A 21,882-nucleotide genomic window follows, 5' to 3' on the forward strand; every position below is an offset into this window, starting at 1 on the left:
CTACGGGCACCCCTGTCGTCGGTGTCCTCTCGACCGGGCGGCCGATGGCGCTCAGCGAGTCCCTTCCGTCGCTGTCCGCCCTGGTGCACGCCTACTGCGGCGGCCAGCAAGGAACACGCGCGGTGGCGCAGGCGCCGTTCGGGATCACGAACCCCGGTGGCAAGCTCCCCTACAGCATGCCGCGGCACACCGGGCAGGTCCCGATCCATGCAGGGCAGCACACGGGCAGCGGCTACCGTCGCACGGAGTCCGACATGACAAGGGCTATCGCGACCTGCCCGCGACACCGCTGTTCGCGTTCGGACACGGCCTGAGCTACACGTCGTTCGGCTACCGCGACCTGACGCTGAGTGAGTCGTCCGTCGACACGGCCGGCTCGATCGACATCAGCATCACGGTCGAGAACACCGGGACCGTACAGGGCGACGAGGTTGTGCAGCTCTACGTCAGCGACGTCGCGACGGGCCTTGCGCGACCTGCACAGGAGCTCGTCGGGTTCCGTCGGATCACGCTCGTACCCGGCGCCGTCCAGAAGGTCACCTTCTCGGTGCAGATGAGCCAGCTCGCCTACCTCGGTCTCGACGGCAGAAACTTCGTCATGGAGCCCGGCCCCGTCGACGTGCTCGTCGGCTCCTCGTCGGACGACATCCGCGCACGCGCGACCTTTGAGGTCGTCGGCCCCACGGTCCGGCTCGGCCGGGCACGCTCGTACCTGTCGACGTCGCAGGCCGAATGATCTGCACGGCGACCGCCATCGACCAAGGCCGGCCTTCCCCGGGATGACGCGGCCACCTGAGCAATCGACGACCTCCGCGCCGAAATCCTGGCGCGGAGGTCGTCGGCTGTCAGGGTGTGCCGATCCCGGACTCGCGTGTCGACGGCTGAGGCGGTGCCTCCGTGCGGTCGGCATCGCGCTGACCGAGCAGGACCTGGCCCCTGAGCCCGCATCGAGGCGGAGCTGCCCGAGGCGGCATGTGAGCGGTATGACGAGGCAGGGATCCGAGCCGTCAATCGTTGGTGCCGCGTGAACGAACCTTGACCGGTCTTATGTCGCAGATCGGCGTGGCCACCGATCAGGTGCAGGCGGCGGCTGAGTGAGTGGCCGCAACGCACGGGGCTCCCGTGCCCGAGGGAGGTGTTCGACGTCTCAACCCGTTGCCGCAGGAACCTCGTTGGTCTCCTGTCCTGCCGCACTCGACCTGCCGCACACTCTGGTCGAGTGGGTCACCCTGCTCATCGCCATCCGTGCGAGTGACTGTCGTTGCAGGCTCCCCCCGCGTCAGCGTGCGCCGGTCGCCCCGGGGGTACCTGCGTAAGCACGAGACGTTCGCCCAGATCGCGGCCGGGTTCGGGGCGCGGTCGGTACCGTCCACGCCTGCACCGCGGTGGTCGTCGATCTCCTCGCAGCTCGCTCGCGCTCTCGCCCAGCTCGAAGTGCCGGGGGAGAGCGCCCCGGGACGGTTGCCGCTCTTCTGAGGCACAGCTTGTTCGTCCGCCCGTGGTCGTTCCCGAGTCCTCGCCGAACTGCGGCGGAGACCGAAAACCTGCTGTAGGTGATGGAACGTGCTCACTTCGCGCTTTTCGACTTCGACGGGTCGATCTGTCCGCTGTTCGCGGGGTGCCTGGTGGAGAACATGGTGAAGGCCCTGGAAAGTAGCTCGAACGCCAAAGCCCGCGGGACTGCTGACGGAGGGGGAGCGGGTTCACACGGGCCTGCTGATCGGCCTCCATCGGTGCCATCTGCACAGCGATCTGGAGGAACGCCTCACTCGTCAGGAGCTCTGAAGGCGGTGCCCTTCGTCTGGCCGGCCCCGTACGAGGATCCGCCGATCCCGTCCTGGCGCGTGGCTGGTCATCGCGACCAACAACCGGGCCCGTACGGTCTCGGGTTACTTGAGAGCCGAGACGTCACCGGCTGCTTCTGCCCCTATCCCTATGGCCGCCCGCAGGACCTGAACCGGCTCAAGCCGCAGATCGCCGAACACCACCGCTGGAAGCCACTTCATCAGCTGCCCACGACCAGGGGCTGGGGAGCGTCTGTCAGCTTAAGGCAGCGCCAGGTGCCGCTCTCCCACTGCCAGAACATGTGCTTGATGTTGTCGCGGGTGTTGGGTCCGTAGACACCGTCGGCCGTTACACCGGCGGATGCCTGGGCCTTCTTGAGGAGCGCCTCGGTTGCAGGGCCGAACTGCTCGTCGGTTACGAGGTAGCCGTAGCAGTGCCAGAGAGTCTGCTGGAGCTGGTAGACGGCCTCGCCGCTGTCGCCGCGGCGCAGGCTGCAGAAGTTGGTGCCGGCGTGGCCGATAGTGGGGACCATGGCGTAGTAACCCGCATGGTCAACGTATTGGGTGGAGGTGGTGCAGGTGGGGATGGCGGCTTGCGCGGTTGTCGCGCCGCCTACAAGGAGTCCGGCGGTGAGCACAGCGGCGCTGCCGAGTGTGGCCAACATTCGCTTGAAAGTGATGCGCTGGACGGCGCTGGACATGGTGGTCTCCGGTTTATATAGGCGAGGCCGATGAAGGGGGGCCGGGGCTCGTCGCCCTCGGCAATCGCAAGCTAGCAGGGACGGCTTTTGCCGCCTCGTCTCAGCCGTCCCAAAGGTCTTTGGGACGTCCCGACATGGCGTGGGACGGGTCTGGGCCCGGTCTGTCGGCATACTTGTGAACGCGGCCCCGGCTGGATTTCCGTGAAACTGGGATGTGTCATCGTGCGCCAGTGACCCTTCGTCACGGGTGGAAACCAGGGGAGCCCGGTCCTTGAGGGCACCGCCGACTTCAACGTCAAATACCAGATGCCGCTCAAGACCAACTCCGCCAACTGGATTGAGAAGTCCACCCTCTCCAAGGCGGCGACCACCGGCCAAGGCAGGGGCGTCGCCGTCAAGTTCTCCGCCACCTCCGGCGGCGGTACCCGAGCCACGGTCCGCTTCCCGCAGGGCCACACCCTCGACAGCGCGGCCAGCGGCAGCGTCGACCCAAAGACCGCCGTGATCGCCCCGAAGAAGATCGACCCCAGGGCGAAGACCACCTACGGCCACACCTTCACCAAGGCCGGCTACAGCCCCGCCACCTCGATACAGGACGTCATGCCCGTGGTTGTGCCTGGCGCTCGCGAAGGATGGCAACGCCGTCTCCATCGAGCGCATCGAGGTAGGACGCGCGACCGGCCATCGCCATGATCAGGGCCAGGGTCGTGCCGGACACGCGTGGCCCCTCGCCGGTGGTGAAGGGGCTGTCGGTGGCGGTCAGGCGCAGTTCGCGGATGCGGGTCTTGGTGAAGACGGGCAGATCGGTGCGCTGGTAGTAGTCGGCCAGGGTGGTCAACGTGCGCACGGGGTAGTCGCGTTCGATGCCGAGCGGCCGGCGGATGTCCTCGCCGTGAACGATGGTCTCGCCGAGCATGGCCGCGGTCGAGGGGATCGGCTTCGTCGTGCGGGTGGCCACTCGGCGGAACCGGTCGAGCGTCTCGGCAGGGGTAGCGCCCAGCTGTTCGGCCAGCCGCATGGCGACCTGCTTGTCGAAGTCGAAGCGGCAGCGGATCACGCCCGCCATCCACCGCACCGGGTTGAGGCCGGCCGCCGAGGTCAGGTGCGCGAGCACCTCACGAACGGTGAGCCCCTCGCACAGCGAAGGGGTGGCCCACTGATGGTCGGTCAGCTGCGCGAGGTCGGCGGCCAGGGCGGTCCGCTCGGTGTGGATCAGTGGCCAGGTTCCGGTGGCGGGTGTCGTCATGGGGGTGATGCTCCTGTGCGGTGGTCGGGCGGGCAGAGGACCGGTCAACGGTTGATCAGGCCGACGTGGTTGCCGTCGAGATCGGTGAAGACGGCGATGCGGCTGGCGGGCGTGTCGGTCGGGGAGAGGATTCGGGTGGCGCCGAGCAGCTCGGCGCGGGCGAGCGCGGCATCCACGTCGTCGACCGGGAAGTAGGCGACGAGCCCGGTGTACGGGCTGTCCGGGCCCGCCTGGCCGACCCCGCCGGTCGGTCGGCCGTCCTCGTCGCCGACCAGGGCGTAGGTGTCGTCCAGCACGTGGACCGGCCAGCCGAACAGCTCCTGGTAGAAGCGGCGGGCGCGCAGCGCGTCGGGAGTGGAGATGTCGAACCAGGCGGCACTGCTCATCGGGGTCTCCTCGGGGTGTCGGAAACGATCGTTCGAAGAGGTGACTCCCGGAGTGGGGCAGAATCGTCCCTCATGGGCGAGGAAATTTCGGCGGGATCCGCGACGCGCGACCTGGCCAGGGCGCGCGAGGGGGACGACGCCGCGTTCACCCGCCTGGTGGCGCCGCTGCGCCGGGAGCTGCACGCGCACTGCTACCGGATGCTCGGGTCGACCCACGACGCGGACGATGCACTACAGGAGGCGCTGCTGCGGGCCTGGCGGGGCCTGGACCGCTTCGAGGGGCGTAGTTCACTGCGCGCCTGGCTGTACACCGTGGCCACCCGCACCTGCCTGGACGCCGTCGACCGGCGCGGCAGGCGGGCGATGCCCATCGACCTCGGCCCGGCCAGCGACCACGCGGTGGTCGACGCCACCCCGCTGACCGAGGTCGCCTGGCTGGGCCCCTACCCCGACGCGGGTCTGCCTGCCGGCCCGGCCGGACCGGCCGCGCGGTACGAGCAGCGCGAGGCCGTCGAACTCGCCTTCGTCGCGGCCATGCAGCACCTGTCAGGCAACCAGCGGGCCGCGCTGCTCCTGTTCGACGTGCTCGGCTTCTCCGCCGCCGAGATCGCCACCATGATGGACACCTCCACCACCTCGGTGAACTCCGCCCTGGCCCGCGCCCGTCGACTGCTCGCCGAGCGGGTCCCCGCGCGCTCGCAGCAGCAGGCCTTGCGCAAGCTCGGCGACGCCCGGGTCCGCGAGACCGTCACCGCCTTCGCCGCCGCCCTGGAAAGCGGCGACGCCGACGCCCTGGTCGCCCTGCTCACCGAGGACGTCGCCTGGTCGATGCCGCCGCTGGCCCAGTGGTACCGGGGCCGGGCCGCCGTCATGGACTTCGCCGTTGAGGTCCCGCTCACCCGCTGCCCGAGCTGGCGCTACCACCTCACTTCGGCGAACGGCCAACCGGCAGTGGCCTTCTACGTGGGCACGAGCCGGTCGGCCCCGCACCTCGCGTGGTCGATCACGGTGCTGACCCTGCGCGGCGAGCTCGTCGAAGGCCTCACCTCGTTCCTGGGCGCGGAGCACGTACAGCGGTTCGGGCTGGAGACGGAGTGGGCGTGAGCCAACGTCAGCCCCCGAGGCCCCCAGGGAGTGGCTACGGCCGGGACCATTGACCATGGAGGCCAGACGACGGCGTTTCCCATTCTGAAACGCTCAGTCAGTCACTCACGGCACGTTGGTCGGCGCGAACCGCGCGGTATGCGACTACACCGGCCGCACACCGCGCCACCCGGTACGTGCCCGGCGCTCCGCGTTCCGTCACCCGCACCGGCGCATTCCGCCGCTTCCGCGACGGGGCGCGGGCTGCCTCGATGTCGTCACTACCGGCGAGCCGCTCGCGGTCACGCAGGAAGCCGTCCCCACGCTGAAGCCGGGCCAGTCCGCCACGGTCAACATCTGGCTCGACCCCAGAGAATCCCCCTTCACCGCGCGCCAGGTGGAACAGACGTTCACCGCACCCACCGGCCTCCGCTTCACCGGCGGCGTGTCCTACGGCTACTACACGGTCAGCCCGCACCGGACAGGCAACCTGACCTCCACGACCACAGACGACGGCCGCACGGTCACAGTGCAGGCCGACCTGCATCTGAACGACGACCCCGCCACCGACAGGGAACCCGTCATCTACACCTTCACGCCTATGACTCTCCCTGAAGCCGAGCCGGGCACCCACTCCGACGGCAAGGCCCTCATCGGACCGGACGGCAGCTTCGGATCTGCCGCCAGCAGCGCAACCGTGGACCGCTGAGCAGTACGGCACAGGTGTCACTTGGCAGCTGTCGCAGGCCGGCGTTACCACTTGCGACAGCTGCCAGGTCATGCAATCACCCCGGTGACGGCTCCCCGGGGCGGCGCAGTCGGACTCCTGAAAGTCGTGCCAACAGAGCCCTGGGAGGCACCTGGGCCCGGGTGCAGACCGCGGTGATGGTGAACGCTCGTAGCCCCTTCCTCCAGCAGTTCCACCCCGGCATCCAGGATGCTGACCCACGCCTGGCGGCTGCGCTCCTGCCGGCTTTTGCCCGACCGTTCCGATCTGTTCATGTTCTTGTCGGCTGGTGCGGGTGGGTCGTCAGGGGCTAGGCCTGAGAATGCCGGTCGTGGACCAAGCCCCCGTACCCCTGGTGCCCGAGTCGGTTCCGGCGGATATCGCTGACTGGCTCTCCTCCGACGCGGAGCGCTGGCGTGCGCTGCGGCCCGGGCGCTGGGCGCATCCCATCCCCACGGGTCTGGCCTTGGTGCTCGCGAGCATGGCTGTCCTCCGGCTGGCCCCGGAGGACGCCTACTTCTGCTCAGGCCAAGGGTCGTGCACTCCCGACTGGCTCGCTACGGCCATGGGTGCGCTCGTCTACGCCATTGTCTACCGGGGCGTCAGACTGCTGCCTCTGGCCACCGCAGCGGTGCTCCCTCTGGTGGCCCTCTGGGCGCTCTTTGACCCGCGCACTCCCATCGCGGCGGGCATCAGCCTGACGGTCGCGGCCTGCTACGCGTGTCTCGGTTGTCTGCACAGGCTCACCGCCGCACGCCGTCAGCGTCGGCTGGCAGAGGAGGTCGCCGGCCGCGGGTGGCATTCGCTGCCCGAAGGGCTGAGAACTCGCCCGGGCGACACGGGCGAGCGGCCCGGTTGTGGCATCGTGATGATCGCCGTCGCCGTCCTCGCCTTCGTTCTCGGGCCGCTCGGCGTCACCGCGTGGATGGACACCGAGACCTGGCAGGCGCTGGCATTCTTCGGCACCATCATCGGCTCGCTGAGCCTGGCGTACTACGTCAGGGACCGACGGCGTGCCGCCGCGCTCCGCCAAGGGCCCGTGCCCGTGTTGCGTGTGCTCGTGCGCGAAGGGGGTGGGGGGAACGACCGGCGTACCTACGTCTTCGCGGCCGACGACATCGAAGGGCGCCGCCCGCTCCTGAGCTGCTACACCCGGGTCGCCCTCGGTGAGTCCCGCATTCCCGTGCACAACCGGCTGCGTGAGGCCGTGCTGTTCGGCCCGCCGCATCCCGGCGGCGGGCTCGTCCTCGTCTCGTCCGACGGACAGCAAGCACCCCGCCCGTGCACCGAATACGACATCGGACCGGCGCGTCAGGAGTATCCCGACAGCCGGCCCGAGACACCGGCCCCCGGCGTGGTGCCCTTGAGCTGGGGGCCAGGAACCGGGAGCAGATGGTGCGCCGTCCTCACCCAAGGCGCCCTGATGGCCTTTGTGGTGGGCGACCTGACCGTGATCGGCGGCATGTCGCTCGGGCAACGCGTGTTCCCTGCGCTTTTCATCCTCGGCAGCACCCTCTTGATCGCGACGCAGTTCAGCTGGCGCGTCACGGCGGACAGTGCGGGCCTGTGGGCTGTCGGGGTACGCCGGGTCCGGCACATACCCTGGGACGAGTTCAGCCAAGTTTGGCTGTGGGGCCGCGGATTCAGAATCGACCGGGTCGGCGAGGGCGCCCGCGGCGCGGAGATCTTTGGTGTGGTCGCCCCGGCTTGGCTCAGCCGTCGTTTCCGCCGCAGACCGGAGGCGCTGCGGGCGGTCGACGGTATCCGCGCCCTGCAAGCCGATCCCGCTCTGCGGCCGACCGGGCACAGCGCTCCCGCAGACAGGGGCCGGCCCGTGGGCGTTGCTCTGCTCGTCGTCAACGCGGCGCTGGCGCTTGCGCTGCTGCTGTTCGGCTGACCGCAGGAAACCAGGCGGTTCATGCCCCACCGCGCCGGGGACGACCCACATCTGGATCAGGTGCACCAGCTTGGGGTGGGACTGGTGCGCCCAGGCGTCAGGAGTCGTTCTTCTCCGAGTGCTTGATTCCGGTGCCGATGTTCATACGCTGGGCGAGCCCGGGGTGGACGACGCCGGGGTTGGCCCTCAGCTCGAGGCGGTCGCGGCGGCGACGGCGCCCGCGAAGTCGGGCTGGACGCCGAGCTGGGCGAGCATGACGCTGACCCCGACGTAGCAGTTGGACTCCTTGATCTTGCCGTCCTTGAGGTACCAGAAGTCCGCGGTGGGGATGGACAGCTTGGCGCCGTTGGGCGGGATGACGCCGGCGGGCGTCGGGAACGGCCCGCCGAAGGTGCCCTCGATCGTCAGCTCTATCGTGACGAGGTCGCCCGTGACGTGGAACCGGTGCAGCTCGCGGTGGACGTCATGGCAGCAGCTGCCCCATCACGCTGAGCAGGTCGCCGAGGTGCTCACCGCGGTAGACCTCACCTGCGACGACGTTGTTGAACACCCCGTCCTCGTCCTCGCGGCGCGTGGGCATCCTGTGGGCGCCGGACGTGGTGGTCAGTGCCGGAGGCCATCCACGCCACCGGGGTCGAACTGCGTCAGGAATCCGAGGAGCGGCTGGCCGCGCGGATCGATGGCAGAGCGGTCACGCTCCGCGAGGTCTTCCACCTGGCCAGGACTCACCGGACCACACCCGCGGTCGCGTCCCCGTAGTTGACTGAGGATCGGTCTGCTGGGGACCGTCAACCACCCACGCCATGACGCAGGAGAGAGACAACATGCCGAACCGTTGGGCCGGAGTGACCATCGACTGCGTCGACGTCGAAAAGGTGGCGGCCTTTTGGAGCGCCCTGTTGGATCGTCGGCCGGGGCCGTCCCGGCCTGGCTGGGTCTACCTCGGCGACCGCGACGACCCGCTGCCCCGACTCGTCTTCCAGCCGGTGGCCGAGCCGAAGCACGGCAAGGTACGCCTGCACCTCGACGTCGTCGTCGACGACATCGACGAGGGCATTGCCCAAGTCACCTCTCTCGGCGGCCGGTTCACCGGCGAACGGCATGACTACGAGGAGGGTGTGGTCGTTGTGATGGCCGATCCCGAAGAGCACGAATTTTGCCTGGCCCAGTACTACTGACCCGCGCTACGCCCCGTCGTGACGCGCCACGCGTCAAGCGTGTGCGGCAGTGGTACCGCGGCCCCAGCCGCGACCTGAAGGCGCCGCTCCAGCTGTTCGAGGAATGGGAATCCGAGACCATGCAGGCCCACGGCTGGTCCCGTGCTGCCGACCCCGAAGCGTCACCCGCCCCGTCGGCTCACAGCCGTGTGTCTTCCATGGCTGGGCAAAGGCTGTCAGCGGCATCATCCGGTCGGGGCTGTTCCCTCGCCCAGGAAGGCCACGATCAGGAAATCCCTGATCGCCCATCCACGGCACTCCGACCGGCCGCACGCTGCGTTCCTGCCCGTCGGCCAAGCGCAGCCGGGACGGAACACCCTGCCGCATCTCGGCCGCCAGCCGTACCGGCACGCCCCGTAGCAGGCCGCCCCACTCAGGGCTTTTTGGCCGGCGTCAGCTCGCCCAGCTCGACCCCCACCACGGCCTGCTCAGTCCCCACGACCAGCACAGCCGACCAAGAGAAGGCAGTCACGCCTCCAGCCTGCCCCGCAACAAGCCGACCCGCGAGCAGCCACCCCCTCCGACCGGCCGGGCGAGTCCTTGAAAGACCTTGCGTCAACGCAAGACAGCCAACAGGCGTGTAGCCAGGCAGCAAGCCGCCGAAGCGATTGTGTGCCCAACTGCTCCAGACCGTGGCCCGCGGCGAAACCTGGTCCTGGAAGACCAGCTCCGGAAACGGGCTGAGGAACTGCGCCACCGCTGACCGAACTCGCCGGGGGAGTGGTCAGCCCACCCACCCGACGTCACTTCGGCTTGTCAGGGTGAGGTGGGGTTGTCGCGGGCAAGGCCGGTACTGGAGTCGCGAGCCATCGCGCTGCGGGACACCGCGGTGAGGTCTGCTCCCTCACCGTTTGGGCTCCAGTCTGACCGGCGGCCGGGATGCCCAGGGCCGCGCCCGCGGCCAGCGCGGCCACCGCGTTCCAGTCCAGCTCTCCGAGAGCGCCGAGTTCGTCGAGGACGACGCGGTGGAGCCTCACCCGGACACGGGCCCGGCTCCACTGTGCGAAACGCCGGTAAACCGTCTGCCAGCTTGGCCCGAACACCGGCGGAAGCTGCCTCCACGTGCAGCCGGAAGTCGCCACGAAGATGACCGCGGCCAGGGCCGCACGGTCGTGGGCGTACCACCTCGGTCGGTGGCACCACCCGCCGGAGCAACACCCACAACTCATCCGGCACCAGCCGCTTAACCAAATCCGCCATGAACGGCTCAACGAACGATCACGCCATAACAAGGACCTGAACCCCGAACCAAACAACCCCGCCGGGACAAAACGCTCTTCAACGGCGAAGGGTGGTGTCGAAGGCGGGCAGCGGGCGGCCAACTCCCCGTACCGTCGGCTCACGCCACAGGGCTCCACACGGCAGAGGAACGCCGCCGGCGCTGTGGTGACGCGTGTGCTCAGTTGGTGGTGAGCATGCCTTCGCGGAGTTTGGCGAGGGTGCGGCCCAGGAGGCGGGAGACGTGCATCTGGGAGATGCCGAGGTGTTCGCCGATCTGTGCCTGGGTGAGTTCGTCGACGAACCGCATGTGGATGATGCGGCGTTCGCGGTCGTCGAGCTGGGCGATCATGGGGGCGAGCGCGTTGAAGTCCTCGACGAGTTCGAGGGCGGTGTCGTCGACGCCGATGAAGTCGGCGAGGGCGGCCTCACCGTCTCCACTGGAGGTGATGGCGGCGTCCAGCGAGGTTGAGGTGTAGCCGTTCGCGGCCTTCCGGGCCTCGATGACGTCCCTTTCCGACAGGGACATCAGCTCGGACAGTTCCCGGGTCGTGGGCATGCGGCCGAGCCGGCTGCGGAGCTCCTCGGTGGCCTTGGCGAGCGCTACCCGGGCTTCCTGTAGGCGGCGCGGGACATGGACGGCCCACGTGGTGTCGCGGAAGAAGCGCTTGATCTCGCCGACGATGTAGGGGACGGCGAAGGAGGTGAACTCGACTTCGCGGGTGAGTTCGAACCGGTCGATGGCCTTGATGAGGCCGATCGTGCCGACCTGGACGATGTCCTCCATCTCGTCCTGGCCGCGGCTGCGGAACCGCGAGGCCGCGAACTGGACGAGGGTGATGTTCATTTCGATGAGGGTGTTGCGCGCGTACTGGTACTCGGGCGTGCCCTCTTCCAGGACGCCGAGGCGGTCGAAGAACAGCTTCGACAGCTCGCGGGCGTCCTTCGGCGTGATCTGCGACGGGTCGCTGATCTCCGGCAGCACGACGGTCTGTACCCCGGCTGTCTCGGTCGCTGTCATGCTCATCCCCTCCTGCGTGATCCAGCCTCGTTCACAGCCTGCTCCTGGGCGGCCGGAGACGGTGTACCCCCGCTTGGGGCATGCATGCCACACGATTTCACGGTGGTTCCGCCACTCCGGTATTCCGCCGCAGGAGTGAAGGCGGAAGGGAGGTTAGCCCACCGCACCTGAGGTGCGACATAGGGCTCGGGGACGTGCCGGCTCGTCGGGATGCCGTGCTGCCTCCCCCTGGGGCGGGCACGTCCGGCACCGCGGCATCAGGGTGTGCCGCGGCACGGCGGCTCCCTTCCCTGGCTGCGGCCAGGGCCACCTGGCGCGCTGCAAGCCCCTTTGGAGTCCACCGCCCGGGCGTGTGACGTGGCTTGTGCCCCGGCCGCAGTCGCCAGCCCAGCCGGGGCCGTCCATCGTCGTTGTTCGAGGTCGACTTGCTCTCTGCCTGACGCACAAAAATCTGTGTTGGTCAGAGTAGACATTGAGAGATCGCCTGGTTATGGTTTCTCTCGTAGTCGAGATCAGCAGGGCCCGGCAGACACGAACTGCCGGGCAGTGGTACCGGTAGTTGCAGTTGGCAGGACGGTGCGGTGGTGGAGTTTCGAAGCCAGGTTGTCGCAGGTCGGCGACGGGGCTGACGACCGGACCGGGTGGCCCGCAGTGATCAGGGGCCGCCGTGAGTAGGACCGCAGGTGAAGTACTCGCAAGTGCAGTTCGCGGTATCCAGCAGTGAAGGTGTGTGAGTAGTACCTCGGTGAAGGCGTCGGCTGCGGGCGCGCGCACCGGGAGGTTCGGCAGCGGGGTTCTAAGCCAGAGCAGATGCAGGACGGGCGACGGGGCTGGCTGCCGAAGAGCGACGCTTCCACAGGTCGCTACGCAACACGCAGTAGAGCAGTGCCAGCATTACGCAGTCCCCCCTTTGGTAATGGTTGGTCAAGAGGGAAAGAACGGAGGAGCGAGGCGCCATCAGGATCGCCCGGGCGAAATGGCTGAGCCCGGGTACCGCAGGACATCGATAGTGAGGTGGTCTCCGGTCGAGCAACCGCGATCCCCGCACACGCTCTCACCCCCCGTGAGCTCGTGCGGAAACAGAAGGCCGGTGCAGTATCAGGGCCGGCAGATGGTGTAGCAGTTCCTTCGGGGCCCTGGCGCAATGGCGCCAGGGCCCCTCCACGCGTTTCATGAGAGAGGTGCAATGACAGCAGACGACTCGTTCGGCCGACTCGATGACGACGACTACCCCGCCTACACGATGGGCCGGGCCGCCGAGATACTCGGCACCACCCAGGGCTTCCTCCGCGCGATCGGCGAAGCCCGCCTCATCACCCCGCTGCGCTCCGCGGGCGGACACCGCCGCTACTCCCGCTACCAGCTGCGCATCGCCGCCCGTGCCCGGGAACTTGTCGACCAGGGCACACCGATCGAGGCCGCCTGCCGCATCGTCATCCTCGAAGACCAGCTCGAAGAAGCCCGGCGCATCAACGACGAATACCGCAGCGCCTCCCAGTCCGCAGATTCTGCAGCATCGCGGCTCCCTCATTGAATTGTGCTTGCCCAGCCGAACTGCGATGACTCTTCAGGCGTCATCGAATCCGGTGACCTTCCGTCAGAATTGCGCGTGCGCATACCCCTGATCCCGCACTCGCTGTGAATCTCGTGGATGGCCGGAGGCGTCGTGCTGGAGGGCCATGGTTCCTGGCGTCACGGCCGCCTCCGGCCATGAACCTCCAGCTACCCCCGAACCGGAGGAATCACCACTTCCGTCCTGGGATCACGGGGACGGGACATGGGTGGGGCCCGACACCACGGTGTCGGGCCCCACCCATGATTGTGCTGCTGTTGTGGCTGTCTACCAGCGGTACCAGCGGCCGCGCTTGCCGCCGCTTGCCGCAGGCCGGATCACGAAGCCGAGGACCCACACGATCAGGACGATGACGGCGATCCACCACAGTGCCTTCAGTGCGAAACCGGCACCGAAGAGGATCAGGGCGAGCAGAAGAACAAGAAGAATAGGAACCATAGTTATCAACCTCCGGACCCTCGTGTGCCCGGCGGTCCGATCTTCACTCCTGCCAGCCTTATGTATTTCTTAGACGGTCCGCGCTGCGAATACGTTGTGGTCCTCGACTGGTTTGAGGATGCAATACGTGGTGACACGGATGGCGTACGTGAGTTTCCGAGTGAGACAGGAGTGAGTGGTTGTGGCTGCGGACGAGAAGGCTCAGGCCAAGGGTGAGCAGGTCGAGGGCAAGGTCAAGAAGGTCGTCGGCGGCGCGGTGGGCAACGAGTCCCTGAAGGCCGAGGGTCACGCCAAGGAGTCCCAGGGCGACCTGCGCGCGGCCAAGGAGAAGGCCAAGGACGCCGTCCGGCCCAAGTAGGCTCACAGCACTCCTGATCCCGGCAGCCTGTTGGCTGCCGGGATTTGTGCTGCCTGGGCCGGACCGCGGGCTCAGGCAGTCGGCTGCGGGGTGAAGCGTGCACGTGCAGCGTCGGTTGCACCGGGAGTGGGGGAGTGGGCGCCGTCGGGGCCCAGGCGGGAACGGCCCGTGGTTTTAGCGGGCCTGGGTGGCGTCCACGGCTTTGCGAGACGACCCCACCGTGCCACGCAGCGCCTATCAGACGAACCTCCAGCGGCGGCACTCTCACCCGCCCGGCCCATCGGGCCTCTCGCACCTGCCCTCGGCGGTAGCCGATCTCGTCCTCCTCGGAGCCTCACCGGCCGCTACCCCGCCAGTAGTTGCAGCAGGCTCGCCTCCGACAGGCGGACCGTGGCGCTGCGCACCGATCACCAGGGCACGGCCGAGCACGGGCACCGGATCACCGAGGCCATCGCCTGTCATGTGGCCCGTATCGGCGTGACCATTGACCATTGGAAGAGGTGGCCGCGTCCCGCGCGACCATGAGCCAGCAATGCCGTCAGGCCCAGGCGACGGCGGCCTCGACGGGCACGCGGGGTAGCCGCGGGAACCATGGGTCGGCACCGGGGTGACCGATGTTGACCACCAGATGGGAACGCCAGCTGGTCCCGGCGAAGAACTCCTTGTTCACGCCAGTCTCGTCGAAGCCCGCCATGGGACCGGCCGCGAGCCCCGCCGCGCGCACCGCGAGCAGGAAGACCCCGGTCTGCAGTGACGAGTTGTAGGCAGCGATGCTCTCGCGCTTCTCGGTCTGGTCGGCGAAAGCCGATCGCAGCATGTCGCCGCGGGCCGGGAAGACTGTCGGCATCTGCTCGTGGAAGTCGGTGTCGTACGCCAGGACCGCCACGGCCGGCGCCTTGAGCGTCTTGGCCCTGTTGCCCTCGTCCAGGTGCCGGACCAGGTGCTCCTTGCCCTCGCGGGTGCGCACGAAGAGCACACGCAGAGGCTGGCTGTTGGCGGCGCTCGGCGACCAACGGGCGAGTTCCCAGATCATGGCGAGTTCGCCGTCGGTTACAGCCGTCGCGGCGAAGGTGTTTGCGGTGCGGGCCTCTGTGAACAACAGCTTTCGCCCGGCGTCGTCCAGGACATCGAGGGCCTGCGGTTCGCGGTCGGATATGGTCACGGTTTCTCTCTTGCTCCGGTGTGCGGAGGGTGTGGTGTTGGGACGGGCTCTCCGCCCGGTTCCAGTCGGCGGGACGGGGTTTGCGGAGCCGGGCGGGGCGCCCATCCCGGTGCTGTCACTCAGGCCTGGCCGCCCCTGGCCGACGGTCATGTGCGGTGTGCTGCCCGCTTGCTCCGCTCCGCACCCAACTGGGCGTAGAAGTCAATGAGTTCGGGGTTGTCGACCGCCGCGGGGGTGAGGATCTGCTCGGCAGGGACGCCTTGGAGCAGGCGCTTGACCGGAACTTCGAGCTTCTTGCCGGTCCTTGTGTGCGGGATGGCCGGCACGGAGAGGATCTCGTCGGGGACGTGGCGGGGTGAGGCGCCGGCGCGGATCGCGTCGCGGATCCGGTCGCGCAGCACGTCGTCCAGGGTCACGCCGGGCGCGGGGACCACGAACAGGGGCATCCAGTAGCCGCCGTCCGGCTCCTCCGCGCCGATGACGAGGGCCTCGGTGATCTCGGGGAAGCGTTCGACGATCTCGTGGATGTCGGCGCTGCCGAGGCGTACGCCGTTGCGGTTGAGGGTGGCATCGGAGCGGCCGTGGACGATCACCGAACCGTGGGAAGTGAGGGTGATCCAGTCGCCGTGCCGCCACACGCCGGGGTAGGCGCCGAAGTAGGCGTCGCGGTAGCGGCTGCCGTCGGGGTCGTTCCAGAAGTGCAGCGGCATGGACGGCATGGGCCGGGTGACGACCAGCTCGCCGACCCGGTCGAGGACCGGGGTGCCGTGGGCATCGTATGCGGCCAGCGCCACGCCCAGGTTGGGGGCGGACAGCTCCCCCGCCCAGACGGGGGTCGTGGGTGCGGAGCCGGCGAAGCCGGAGACGATGTCCGTGCCGCCACTGGTGGAGGCCGGCTGTACGCCGGTGCCCACGTGGTCGCGGACCCATGGGTAGGCGGAGGCGGGCAGAGCCGATCCGGTGGAGCCGATGACGCGGATGGCCGACAGGTCGTGCGCGGAGGGTTCGATGCCCAGCTTGGCCATGGCCAGCAGGTATTGAGGGCTGGTGCCGAAGACGGTGACCTTGTGGCGGCCCGCCAGCTCCCACAGGATGTCCGGTCGCGCAAGTGGTGCCGGGCTGCCGTCGTAGGTGCAGGTGGTGGCGCCGGTCAGCAGGGTGGAGACGACCAGGTTCCACATCATCCAGTGGGTGGTAGTGTACCACAGCAGGCGGTCCCCGAGGCCCAGATCGGTGTGCAGGCCGAGGATCTTGAGGTGTTCGAGCAGGACGCCGCCGTGGCCGTGGACGATGCCCTTGGGCAGGCCGGTGGTACCGGAGGAGAACACGACCCACAGCGGGTGGTCGAACGGCACCGGCGCGAAGGTGAGGTACTCGGTGCGGGCTGCGGCGTCCTCCCAGGGAACCGTCAGCCCCGGGTGCCGGGTCTCGGGCCGGGGGAGGCCCAGGTGGTCCACGAGAATCGTGGCCGTCAGTGTTGGCAGCTCGTCAGCCAGTTCGAGCGAGGCGGCACGGCGGTCGTGCCTGGTGCCGTTGAAGAGGTAGCCGTCCGCGGTGATGAGGACCGTGGGTTCGAGCTGGGCGAAGCGGTCGGCGGCGGCCTTGGGGGCGTAGTCCTGGCCGCACACCGACCACACCGCGCCCAGGCTGGCGGTGGCGAGGAAGGCGATGACGGCGTGGGGGGTGTTGGGCAGGTAGCCCACCACCCGGTCGCCCTGTTCGACGCCCAGGTCACGCAGCGTGGCGGCGACGGAGGCGACCAGGGCGCGCAGCTGCCGGCCCGTGATCTCGTAGCCGGAGCCGGTCTCGTCCAGCGCTGTGATCGCGGGAGAGTGCGGCTGAAGGTTGCGCAGTGCGTGGTGGGTGTAGTTCAGGGTGGCGCCGGGGAACCAGCGGGCGCCCGGCATGGTCTCCTGAGCCAGTACACGCTCGTACGGCGTCGCCGCGTCGATGGCGAAGTACTCCCACACCGCAGCCCAGAAACCCTCCAGGTCGGTGACCGACCAGCGGTGCAGGGCCTGGTAGTCGATGGGGTCCTGAACGCCTTCGGCGCCTTGGCGCCGGGCTGCCCATCGGGCGAAGTCCGCGATGCGGCTGCCTGCGGCCGCCTGCGGGTCGGGAGTGAGGAAGGGTTCCGGATACGGCGTGGCGTGCGGGGTGCTCATCGTGTGGTGCTCCTCGGCAGGGGGGCCGGCCGGCCCCCGGCGGGGCGGCGGGCCGTGTGCAGCAGCGGCGCCCAGACGGCGGTGCCGGTGAAGTCGCCGCTGCGGGCGGGGACCGTGTCCAGCACGACGCGATCGGGACGCAGCAGGACGGCATCGGCCCGGCCGCGTGCCAGCCAGGCGGTGAGGGCGCCGTCGTCGCCCAGGTCGTCCACGCGGATCGTGCGCGCTCCGAGTGCCGTGGCCACGGCCGTCACCTGCGGGGTGGGCGGCACGGTGGTCAGGACGGCGAAGGAATCCCCGAGGACGTCGTCCAGGCGTACTCGCCTGCCGTCGACGATCACGCACGGCTGCGGGCACAAGGTGCCGGCCAGCACGCGGCCGACCAGCCGGGAGCGGCGCCGTACCAGTGGACCGGCGGCCAGGGCAGGGCTGAGATCGCGGCCCACCGCCGCTGTCACGCCTGGGATGCGGCAGGCCCTGCTCACGACGGCCCGGCGGATCGCAGCGCCGCGGTCCTGTCCGCCGGTCATGGCCCAGCCGACGGCGACCGCGACGCGGATCAGGTGGCGGGCGTGCGGCTTGCGTTCGCGCTCGTAGGTGTCCAGCAGTGCGTCGTCCGCGCCCTGTTGGAGAACGCGGGCCAGTTTCCAGGTGAGGTTGTGGGCGTCGCGCAGTCCCGCGCACAGACCCTGCCCGATGAAGGGTGGGGTGAGGTGGGCCGCGTCTCCCAGCAGGAAGACACGGCCCCGGCGCCACCGGTCGGCCAGGCGGGCCCGGAAGGTGTACTGCGCCTGCCGGACCACCTCGAAGTCGTCGCCAGGCGGGGCGTCACGCGGCAGGTCCACCCAGGGGGCGAGCAGCTCGCGCAGGCGGTCCAGCCCCTCCGGGCCGTCCAGGGGCTCGTCGTCGGCCAGCCGGAACTCCCAGCGGTAGCGGTCCTCGCCGACGCGCATGAAGGTGGCCGGCCGGATCGGGCAGCAGATCTGCTCTGCGCCTTCCCAGGTGCGCACCCGGCGACTGGTGCGCACGTCGATGACTCTCCAGCTCTCCTCGAAGTGCAGGTCCTCCCATACGGCACCGATGGTGTCGCGGGTGAGACTGCCCGCGCCGTCGCAGCCCAGGACGGCATCGGCCCACACGTGCTCCACCTCGTCGCTGCCGTCGCGGCGGAATTCGACCCGGACCGGACCCGTCGAGCCGTGTGCTCCGTCGGTGTCCTGGGTGACGGACACGGCCTCCACGCCGCCCCGCAGCTCGCACTCCGGGCGGCGCGCCAGTGCCTCGCGGAGCAGGCGTTCCAGCTCGGGCTGGTCGAACATGCTGGTCTGCGGGAAGCCGTGGGGCCCGTGCGGGGAGCGCGGGAACTCGGCGATCAAGCGGTGCCGGGGATCCAGTAGCCGCAGCCCGCGCGCCGGGCGCGCGAGGGCGGCGAACTCCTCGTGGACGCCGACACTCTGCAGGATCCGGCGGACTTCGTCGTCCATGGCGACGGCGCGCGGCAGGGGGTAGACGTCCCGGTGGCGTTCCAGGACGATGCTGCGCACTCCGTGGCGGGCGAGCAGGAGGGCTGCCGTGACTCCCACAGGTCCGGCACCGATGATCACCACCGGTATCCGGGATGGGGCGTTCATGACGCGTCCGTCACAGGAGTCTGCTGCTTGCCGAGGTTGATCCGTCCGTCAGGCGTGGCGATCGTGGCGGTGATGAGGTCGCCGTCGCGCAGATAATGGGGGTTCTTGGCCTGGCTGTTGAAGAACGCCTTCCACTTCAGTGCGGGCGGCAGCAGTGCGCCGATCTTCTCGACCGGCTTGGGCGGGGCCTTCAGGGCCGTGCCGCCGGGGGTGCCGGTCAGCAGCAGGTCACCCGGATCCAGGGTCTGGAAGCGGGCGAGCAGGGTGAGCGCCTGCGCGGGCCGTACGATCATGTCGGCGAGCGTGCGGTCCTGGCGCGGTTCGCCGTTGACCGACAGCCGCAGGCGCAGGTTGAGCAGATGGGCGAAGTCCTCGGGCTCCAGCAGGGCCAGATACGGTCCGGTCGGTGTGAAGGTCGGGTAGGACTTGCTCTCGTAGAACTGGGTCTTGGTCAGCTGGACGTCGCGGGCGCTGACGTCGTTGGTCAGGACGAGTCCGGCGACGTAGCGCGGCAGGTCCCGCTCCTGGACGACGGTGCCCACGGGCAGGGTTGCGCCCATGACGAGGCCGAGTTCGACCTCGTAGTCGAGGAACTTCACGTGCGCGGGGCGGATGATCGCCTCGTGCGGGCCGCTGACCGAGCCGGACGCCTTGCGGAAGAAGGTCGGCGGGATCTCGCCGGTGAATCCCGAATCGCGGGCGTGACTGCGGTAGTTGACCATCTGGGCGACCACCCGGCACGGGGTGGTGACCGGGGGCAGGGCCACCAGGTCGGCGACGGGTGTGCCGCTCTCGGCGGAGGCCGCGGCCTCGCGGACCGCGTCGCGGTCGGCGAGCAGTTCGGCGGTGGTGTCCGCCTTGGTCTCGATGCGGACGGCGCGCTCGCCCCGGACGACCCACCAGCCTCCCCCGCTCCCCGCTCCGCCCGAGCGTGAGGTGCCCCCAGTGGTGCGCAGAACGTTGGTGCTCATGAGCTCATCGCTTTCATCAGGCCCAGCAGGCGCGCGGGGTCGAGTTCGTTGTCGCCGCGCAGGGCCGTCATGACCTCGCGGAGCTTGGCGGGGGACGGATTCGTGCCCAGGAAGTCACGGGTGACCGGCGGGCCCCACTGGGCCAGACCGCTCGCCGACATCGGTGCCCAGCCGGGCTCGATGTCGCAGGAGAACAGGTCGCCGTCGGCGAAGTGCTCCAGCATGAAGCGGTCGGGGTCGCGCCAGTAGTCGAAGAGCTGGCTGCCCTGGATGTGCCGGCCGATTCCCCAGCTGCGCTGGTAGCCGCGCTCGGCGAGGTACTCGCCACCGGCGGCGATCGCGTCGAGGTCGGTGACCTGGTAGGCGGAGTGGACGTAGCCGTTGCCGGGTCCCAGGTGCATGGCCAGCGTGTGGTGGTCCACGGCCAGGCCGTCCTGGTCACAGCGGATGAACGCCATCGTCGGCCCGCGCTCGCGCTGTCCGTCCAGGAACAGGAAGTCGCTGACGATCATTCCAAGGGTGTTCAGGTACCAGTCCAGGGCGCGGGCGAACAGCCGTGTCTCCAGCACCACGTGGCCCAGCCGCTGGATGCGGGAGGGCTCACGGGGCGGGCGCTGGGCGGCGTTCGTACGGCGGTGCTCCGTGCCGGAGTTGAGGAGCAGGGGCTGCTGCTCGGGCAGCGCGGGCAGCTGTTCGGCACCGTGGACGACCCGGACCGGGAAGCCCGAGGGATCGAGCAGGGCGATGGACTGTCCGCCTCCGGGTACACCGATGTCCCGGACGGCACTGCCGGTGGCGCGGGCCAGCCGGTCCAGGTCGCTCCGCTCGGCCGCGCGGAACGCCGGCCCGATGAAACGTGACGTTTGCCCGCGCCGGATGACCATGCAGGGTGAGCCTGCGAACGTGCCGCGCAGCCACAGCTCCCGCTCGGTGCGGGCGGCGATCGCGAACCCGAAGTCACACGCGAACACCGCGGCCCGGTCCAGATCAGGCTTCTCGAACTCCAGCCAGGCCAGGTCGGCCACCTTGATCACGGGATTGCGCGCGCGCCCGGGGTGCTCACCGCGCAGGGCGCCCTGCTCGCTGTGGAGGTCCTGGTGGGGTGTCTGGGGATCGGCCCTGTCAACGGGGGTGTGGGGCATGGTTTCCTCCAAGCAACATTGCCGTAATGATGAAATCATCAACTTTGACGCCTCTCGTCGTCAATAGGTTGAGGTCAGAGAATTGATAAATCCATCAGTCATGGGGGACTCATCGTCACCGTTGCTAGACTCGCCGTATGCCGACGTCAGCCCCGCCCAGGAACCGCTTCGAGCGGCGCCGCGCCGAGACCCGTCAGGCGCTCGTCCGCGCGGCCCGGCAGGTCCTCGCGGAGACCGGGGACACCAGTGCCAGCATCCAGGCGATCGCCGCGCGCGCGGACGTGGGTTTCGGCTCCTTCTACAACCACTTCGAGTCGAAGACGGAGCTGTTCGACGCCGCGGTGGCGGACGCCCTGGAGGAGTTCGGGCAGGTCATCGACGAGCGTGTACGAGGGATCGAGGACCCGGCCGAGCTCGTCGCGGCGGGCTTCCGGCTGACCGCCCGGATGGCCGACTCCCACCCGGAACTCCTGCGGATCCTGCGCGATCGCGGTCTGGCCCACATTCACTCCGACCGGGGCCTCGCCCCACGAGCGCTGCGCGACCTGGAGATCGGCATCACCTCGGGCCGCTTCACCTGCACCAGCGCGACCACCGCCCTCTCCGCCGTGGGCGGGACCTTGATGTCCCTCGTCGCACTGCGACTGGCCCGCCCCGACCTCGACGGCGACGAGGCCGCCTCCGACCTGGCCGAGATGGTCCTGCGCATGCTCGGCGTCCCTGCGGACGACGCCCACGAGGTCACCCGGCGCCCCCTGCCCGACCTCACCTGATCCGGGTGAGCCGTGGACGCCGGTGCTCCCTCGAGCACCGGCGCCCACTCACCCCTGCCCGAGGTGGCTTGGCGGAACGTTCTGTTCCGATGTCAGGGGACGAGGATGAGACGGATCGGGTCGCCGATCTTGTTCTCCAGCCGGTTGACCGCGTCGGCCGCGTCGGCCAGCGGGATGTGGTCCGTAATGGAGGGGGCCAGGTCGAGACGGCCGCCCGCGGCCAGCCGCACCAGCTCGGTGACGGACTCCGGGGTGCCGCCGTAGTGCCCGCGCACCTGCTTGCCCAGGTAGTTGAAGGTAAGGCCCTCGGTGATGGTGAGCGGCTGCGGCGTGATGCCCACCAGGATCAGGGCGCCGCCCAGACCAAGCACGGCGTCTCTTGCGTCCGT

The 21,882-nt window shown here is 69.2% G+C and carries 20 protein-coding genes and 3 pseudogenes; 11 read left to right on the plus strand and 12 right to left on the minus strand.

Annotated features, from left to right (window positions below):
* Window positions 1-2: 2 nt before the first annotated feature.
* The 3 genes and pseudogenes from WJM95_RS30970 to WJM95_RS30980 form a co-directional block, all read left to right on the plus strand.
* Window positions 3-314 (plus strand): annotated as a pseudogene (locus WJM95_RS30970) (glycoside hydrolase family 3 C-terminal domain-containing protein); the annotation flags it as partial.
* Between the two features lie 119 nt (window positions 315-433).
* Complete coding sequence (locus WJM95_RS30975; protein ID WP_339133712.1) at window positions 434-736, plus strand: fibronectin type III-like domain-contianing protein; 303 nt, start codon at window positions 434-436, stop codon at window positions 734-736.
* Window positions 737-1,172: 436 nt separating this feature from the next.
* Window positions 1,173-1,376 (plus strand): annotated as a pseudogene (locus WJM95_RS30980) (IS5/IS1182 family transposase); the annotation flags it as partial.
* Window positions 1,377-2,005: 629 nt separating this feature from the next.
* Here the strand turns inward: WJM95_RS30980 and WJM95_RS30985 are convergent.
* The 3 genes from WJM95_RS30985 to WJM95_RS30995 all read right to left on the minus strand — a co-directional run bounded on the left by WJM95_RS30985 (window position 2,006) and on the right by WJM95_RS30995 (window position 4,117).
* Window positions 2,006-2,485 (minus strand): peptidoglycan-binding domain-containing protein, encoded by a 480-nt coding sequence (locus WJM95_RS30985; protein ID WP_339133714.1) that lies wholly within the window; start codon window positions 2,483-2,485, stop codon window positions 2,006-2,008.
* Between the two features lie 598 nt (window positions 2,486-3,083).
* Window positions 3,084-3,731 carry a maleylpyruvate isomerase family mycothiol-dependent enzyme gene (locus WJM95_RS30990; protein WP_339133716.1) on the minus strand — a complete coding sequence of 216 codons (648 nt, stop codon included), beginning with the start codon at window positions 3,729-3,731 and terminating at the stop codon, window positions 3,084-3,086.
* Window positions 3,732-3,775: 44 nt separating this feature from the next.
* Window positions 3,776-4,117, minus strand: a complete 342-nt coding sequence (locus WJM95_RS30995) for a VOC family protein (RefSeq protein ID WP_339133718.1) — start codon at window positions 4,115-4,117, stop codon at window positions 3,776-3,778.
* A gap of 72 nt (window positions 4,118-4,189) precedes the next feature.
* On the opposite strand from WJM95_RS30995, the gene WJM95_RS31000 reads away from it, so the two are divergent.
* From WJM95_RS31000 to WJM95_RS31020, 5 genes are all read left to right on the plus strand, one after another.
* Window positions 4,190-5,221 (plus strand): sigma-70 family RNA polymerase sigma factor, encoded by a 1,032-nt coding sequence (locus WJM95_RS31000; protein WP_339133720.1) that lies wholly within the window; start codon window positions 4,190-4,192, stop codon window positions 5,219-5,221.
* 115 nt (window positions 5,222-5,336) lie between these two features.
* The gene (locus WJM95_RS31005) at window positions 5,337-5,909 is read left to right on the plus strand and encodes a hypothetical protein (protein ID WP_339133722.1); all 573 of its coding nucleotides are present in this window, start codon (window positions 5,337-5,339) and stop codon (window positions 5,907-5,909) included.
* A 349-nt stretch (window positions 5,910-6,258) separates the two neighbouring features.
* A complete protein-coding gene (locus tag WJM95_RS31010; RefSeq protein ID WP_339133724.1) occupies window positions 6,259-7,824 on the plus strand; it encodes a hypothetical protein in 1,566 nt (521 codons plus the stop codon).
* 606 nt (window positions 7,825-8,430) lie between these two features.
* Entirely contained in the window at window positions 8,431-8,583 is a 153-nt protein-coding gene (locus WJM95_RS31015; protein ID WP_339133726.1) for a hypothetical protein, read from the plus strand.
* Window positions 8,584-8,648: 65 nt separating this feature from the next.
* On the plus strand, window positions 8,649-9,002 hold the full coding sequence (locus tag WJM95_RS31020; protein ID WP_339135968.1) for a VOC family protein: 354 nt from the start codon (window positions 8,649-8,651) through the stop codon (window positions 9,000-9,002).
* Window positions 9,003-9,940: 938 nt separating this feature from the next.
* Here the strand turns inward: WJM95_RS31020 and WJM95_RS31025 are convergent.
* Together WJM95_RS31025 and WJM95_RS31030 are read right to left on the minus strand one after the other, a co-directional pair.
* A pseudogene (locus tag WJM95_RS31025) lies at window positions 9,941-10,241 on the minus strand (transposase); the annotation flags it as partial.
* A gap of 199 nt (window positions 10,242-10,440) precedes the next feature.
* Window positions 10,441-11,280: an RNA polymerase sigma factor SigF gene (locus WJM95_RS31030; RefSeq protein ID WP_339133728.1), complete on the minus strand. Its 840-nt coding sequence runs from the start codon at window positions 11,278-11,280 to the stop codon at window positions 10,441-10,443.
* Window positions 11,281-12,466: 1,186 nt separating this feature from the next.
* Between WJM95_RS31030 and WJM95_RS31035 the strand changes: the two genes are divergently transcribed.
* Entirely contained in the window at window positions 12,467-12,814 is a 348-nt protein-coding gene (locus WJM95_RS31035; RefSeq protein ID WP_339133730.1) for a MerR family transcriptional regulator, read from the plus strand.
* 306 nt (window positions 12,815-13,120) lie between these two features.
* On the opposite strand, the gene WJM95_RS31040 is transcribed toward WJM95_RS31035, so the two are convergent.
* Window positions 13,121-13,291, minus strand: coding sequence for a hypothetical protein (locus WJM95_RS31040; protein ID WP_057605601.1), 171 nt, complete (start codon window positions 13,289-13,291; stop codon window positions 13,121-13,123).
* 181 nt (window positions 13,292-13,472) lie between these two features.
* Here WJM95_RS31040 and WJM95_RS31045 point away from each other — a divergent pair, with 181 nt between their 5' ends.
* Window positions 13,473-13,649, plus strand: a complete 177-nt coding sequence (locus WJM95_RS31045) for a CsbD family protein (protein ID WP_339133738.1) — start codon at window positions 13,473-13,475, stop codon at window positions 13,647-13,649.
* A 538-nt stretch (window positions 13,650-14,187) separates the two neighbouring features.
* On the opposite strand, the gene WJM95_RS31050 is transcribed toward WJM95_RS31045, so the two are convergent.
* The 5 genes from WJM95_RS31050 to WJM95_RS31070 form a co-directional block, all read right to left on the minus strand.
* Window positions 14,188-14,805, minus strand: a complete 618-nt coding sequence (locus tag WJM95_RS31050) for a malonic semialdehyde reductase (RefSeq protein ID WP_339135970.1) — start codon at window positions 14,803-14,805, stop codon at window positions 14,188-14,190.
* Window positions 14,806-14,957: 152 nt separating this feature from the next.
* Window positions 14,958-16,976, minus strand: a complete 2,019-nt coding sequence (locus WJM95_RS31055) for an acetoacetate--CoA ligase (RefSeq protein WP_339133740.1) — start codon at window positions 16,974-16,976, stop codon at window positions 14,958-14,960.
* Window positions 16,973-18,607, minus strand: coding sequence for a bifunctional 3-(3-hydroxy-phenyl)propionate/3-hydroxycinnamic acid hydroxylase (locus WJM95_RS31060; RefSeq protein WP_339133742.1), 1,635 nt, complete (start codon window positions 18,605-18,607; stop codon window positions 16,973-16,975). The genes WJM95_RS31055 and WJM95_RS31060 overlap by 4 nt, the downstream gene beginning before the upstream one ends.
* Window positions 18,604-19,578 (minus strand): fumarylacetoacetate hydrolase family protein, encoded by a 975-nt coding sequence (locus WJM95_RS31065; RefSeq protein ID WP_339133744.1) that lies wholly within the window; start codon window positions 19,576-19,578, stop codon window positions 18,604-18,606. Before WJM95_RS31065 ends, WJM95_RS31060 begins: the two co-directional genes overlap by 4 nt.
* Complete coding sequence (locus tag WJM95_RS31070) at window positions 19,575-20,720, minus strand: VOC family protein (RefSeq protein WP_339133746.1); 1,146 nt, start codon at window positions 20,718-20,720, stop codon at window positions 19,575-19,577. Before WJM95_RS31070 ends, WJM95_RS31065 begins: the two co-directional genes overlap by 4 nt.
* A 137-nt stretch (window positions 20,721-20,857) precedes the next feature.
* Here WJM95_RS31070 and WJM95_RS31075 point away from each other — a divergent pair, with 137 nt between their 5' ends.
* Window positions 20,858-21,493 (plus strand): TetR/AcrR family transcriptional regulator, encoded by a 636-nt coding sequence (locus WJM95_RS31075; protein ID WP_339133748.1) that lies wholly within the window; start codon window positions 20,858-20,860, stop codon window positions 21,491-21,493.
* A gap of 92 nt (window positions 21,494-21,585) precedes the next feature.
* Here WJM95_RS31075 and WJM95_RS31080 read toward each other — a convergent pair whose 3' ends face one another.
* Window positions 21,586-21,864 (minus strand): hypothetical protein, encoded by a 279-nt coding sequence (locus WJM95_RS31080; protein WP_339133750.1) that lies wholly within the window; start codon window positions 21,862-21,864, stop codon window positions 21,586-21,588.
* Window positions 21,865-21,882: the final 18 nt, after the last annotated feature.

It is taken from the genome of Streptomyces sp. f51 (genome assembly GCF_037940415.1).
Classification (GTDB): domain Bacteria; phylum Actinomycetota; class Actinomycetes; order Streptomycetales; family Streptomycetaceae; genus Streptomyces.

Excerpts from the sequence above, each read along its gene's own strand:
- WJM95_RS30985 (WP_339133714.1), bottom strand. The coding sequence starts at position 2,485 with ATGTCCAGCGCCGTCCAGCGCATCACTTTCAAGCGAATGTTGGCCACA.
- WJM95_RS30990 (WP_339133716.1), bottom strand. The coding sequence starts at position 3,731 with ATGACGACACCCGCCACCGGAACCTGGCCACTGATCCACACCGAGCGG.
- WJM95_RS30995 (WP_339133718.1), bottom strand. The coding sequence starts at position 4,117 with ATGAGCAGTGCCGCCTGGTTCGACATCTCCACTCCCGACGCGCTGCGC.
- WJM95_RS31000 (WP_339133720.1), top strand. The coding sequence starts at position 4,190 with ATGGGCGAGGAAATTTCGGCGGGATCCGCGACGCGCGACCTGGCCAGG.
- WJM95_RS31020 (WP_339135968.1), top strand. The coding sequence starts at position 8,649 with ATGCCGAACCGTTGGGCCGGAGTGACCATCGACTGCGTCGACGTCGAA.
- WJM95_RS31030 (WP_339133728.1), bottom strand. The coding sequence starts at position 11,280 with ATGACAGCGACCGAGACAGCCGGGGTACAGACCGTCGTGCTGCCGGAG.
- WJM95_RS31035 (WP_339133730.1), top strand. The coding sequence starts at position 12,467 with ATGACAGCAGACGACTCGTTCGGCCGACTCGATGACGACGACTACCCC.
- WJM95_RS31040 (WP_057605601.1), bottom strand. The coding sequence starts at position 13,291 with ATGGTTCCTATTCTTCTTGTTCTTCTGCTCGCCCTGATCCTCTTCGGT.
- WJM95_RS31055 (WP_339133740.1), bottom strand. The coding sequence starts at position 16,976 with ATGAGCACCCCGCACGCCACGCCGTATCCGGAACCCTTCCTCACTCCC.
- WJM95_RS31060 (WP_339133742.1), bottom strand. The coding sequence starts at position 18,607 with ATGAACGCCCCATCCCGGATACCGGTGGTGATCATCGGTGCCGGACCT.
- WJM95_RS31065 (WP_339133744.1), bottom strand. The coding sequence starts at position 19,578 with ATGAGCACCAACGTTCTGCGCACCACTGGGGGCACCTCACGCTCGGGC.
- WJM95_RS31070 (WP_339133746.1), bottom strand. The coding sequence starts at position 20,720 with ATGCCCCACACCCCCGTTGACAGGGCCGATCCCCAGACACCCCACCAG.
- WJM95_RS31075 (WP_339133748.1), top strand. The coding sequence starts at position 20,858 with ATGCCGACGTCAGCCCCGCCCAGGAACCGCTTCGAGCGGCGCCGCGCC.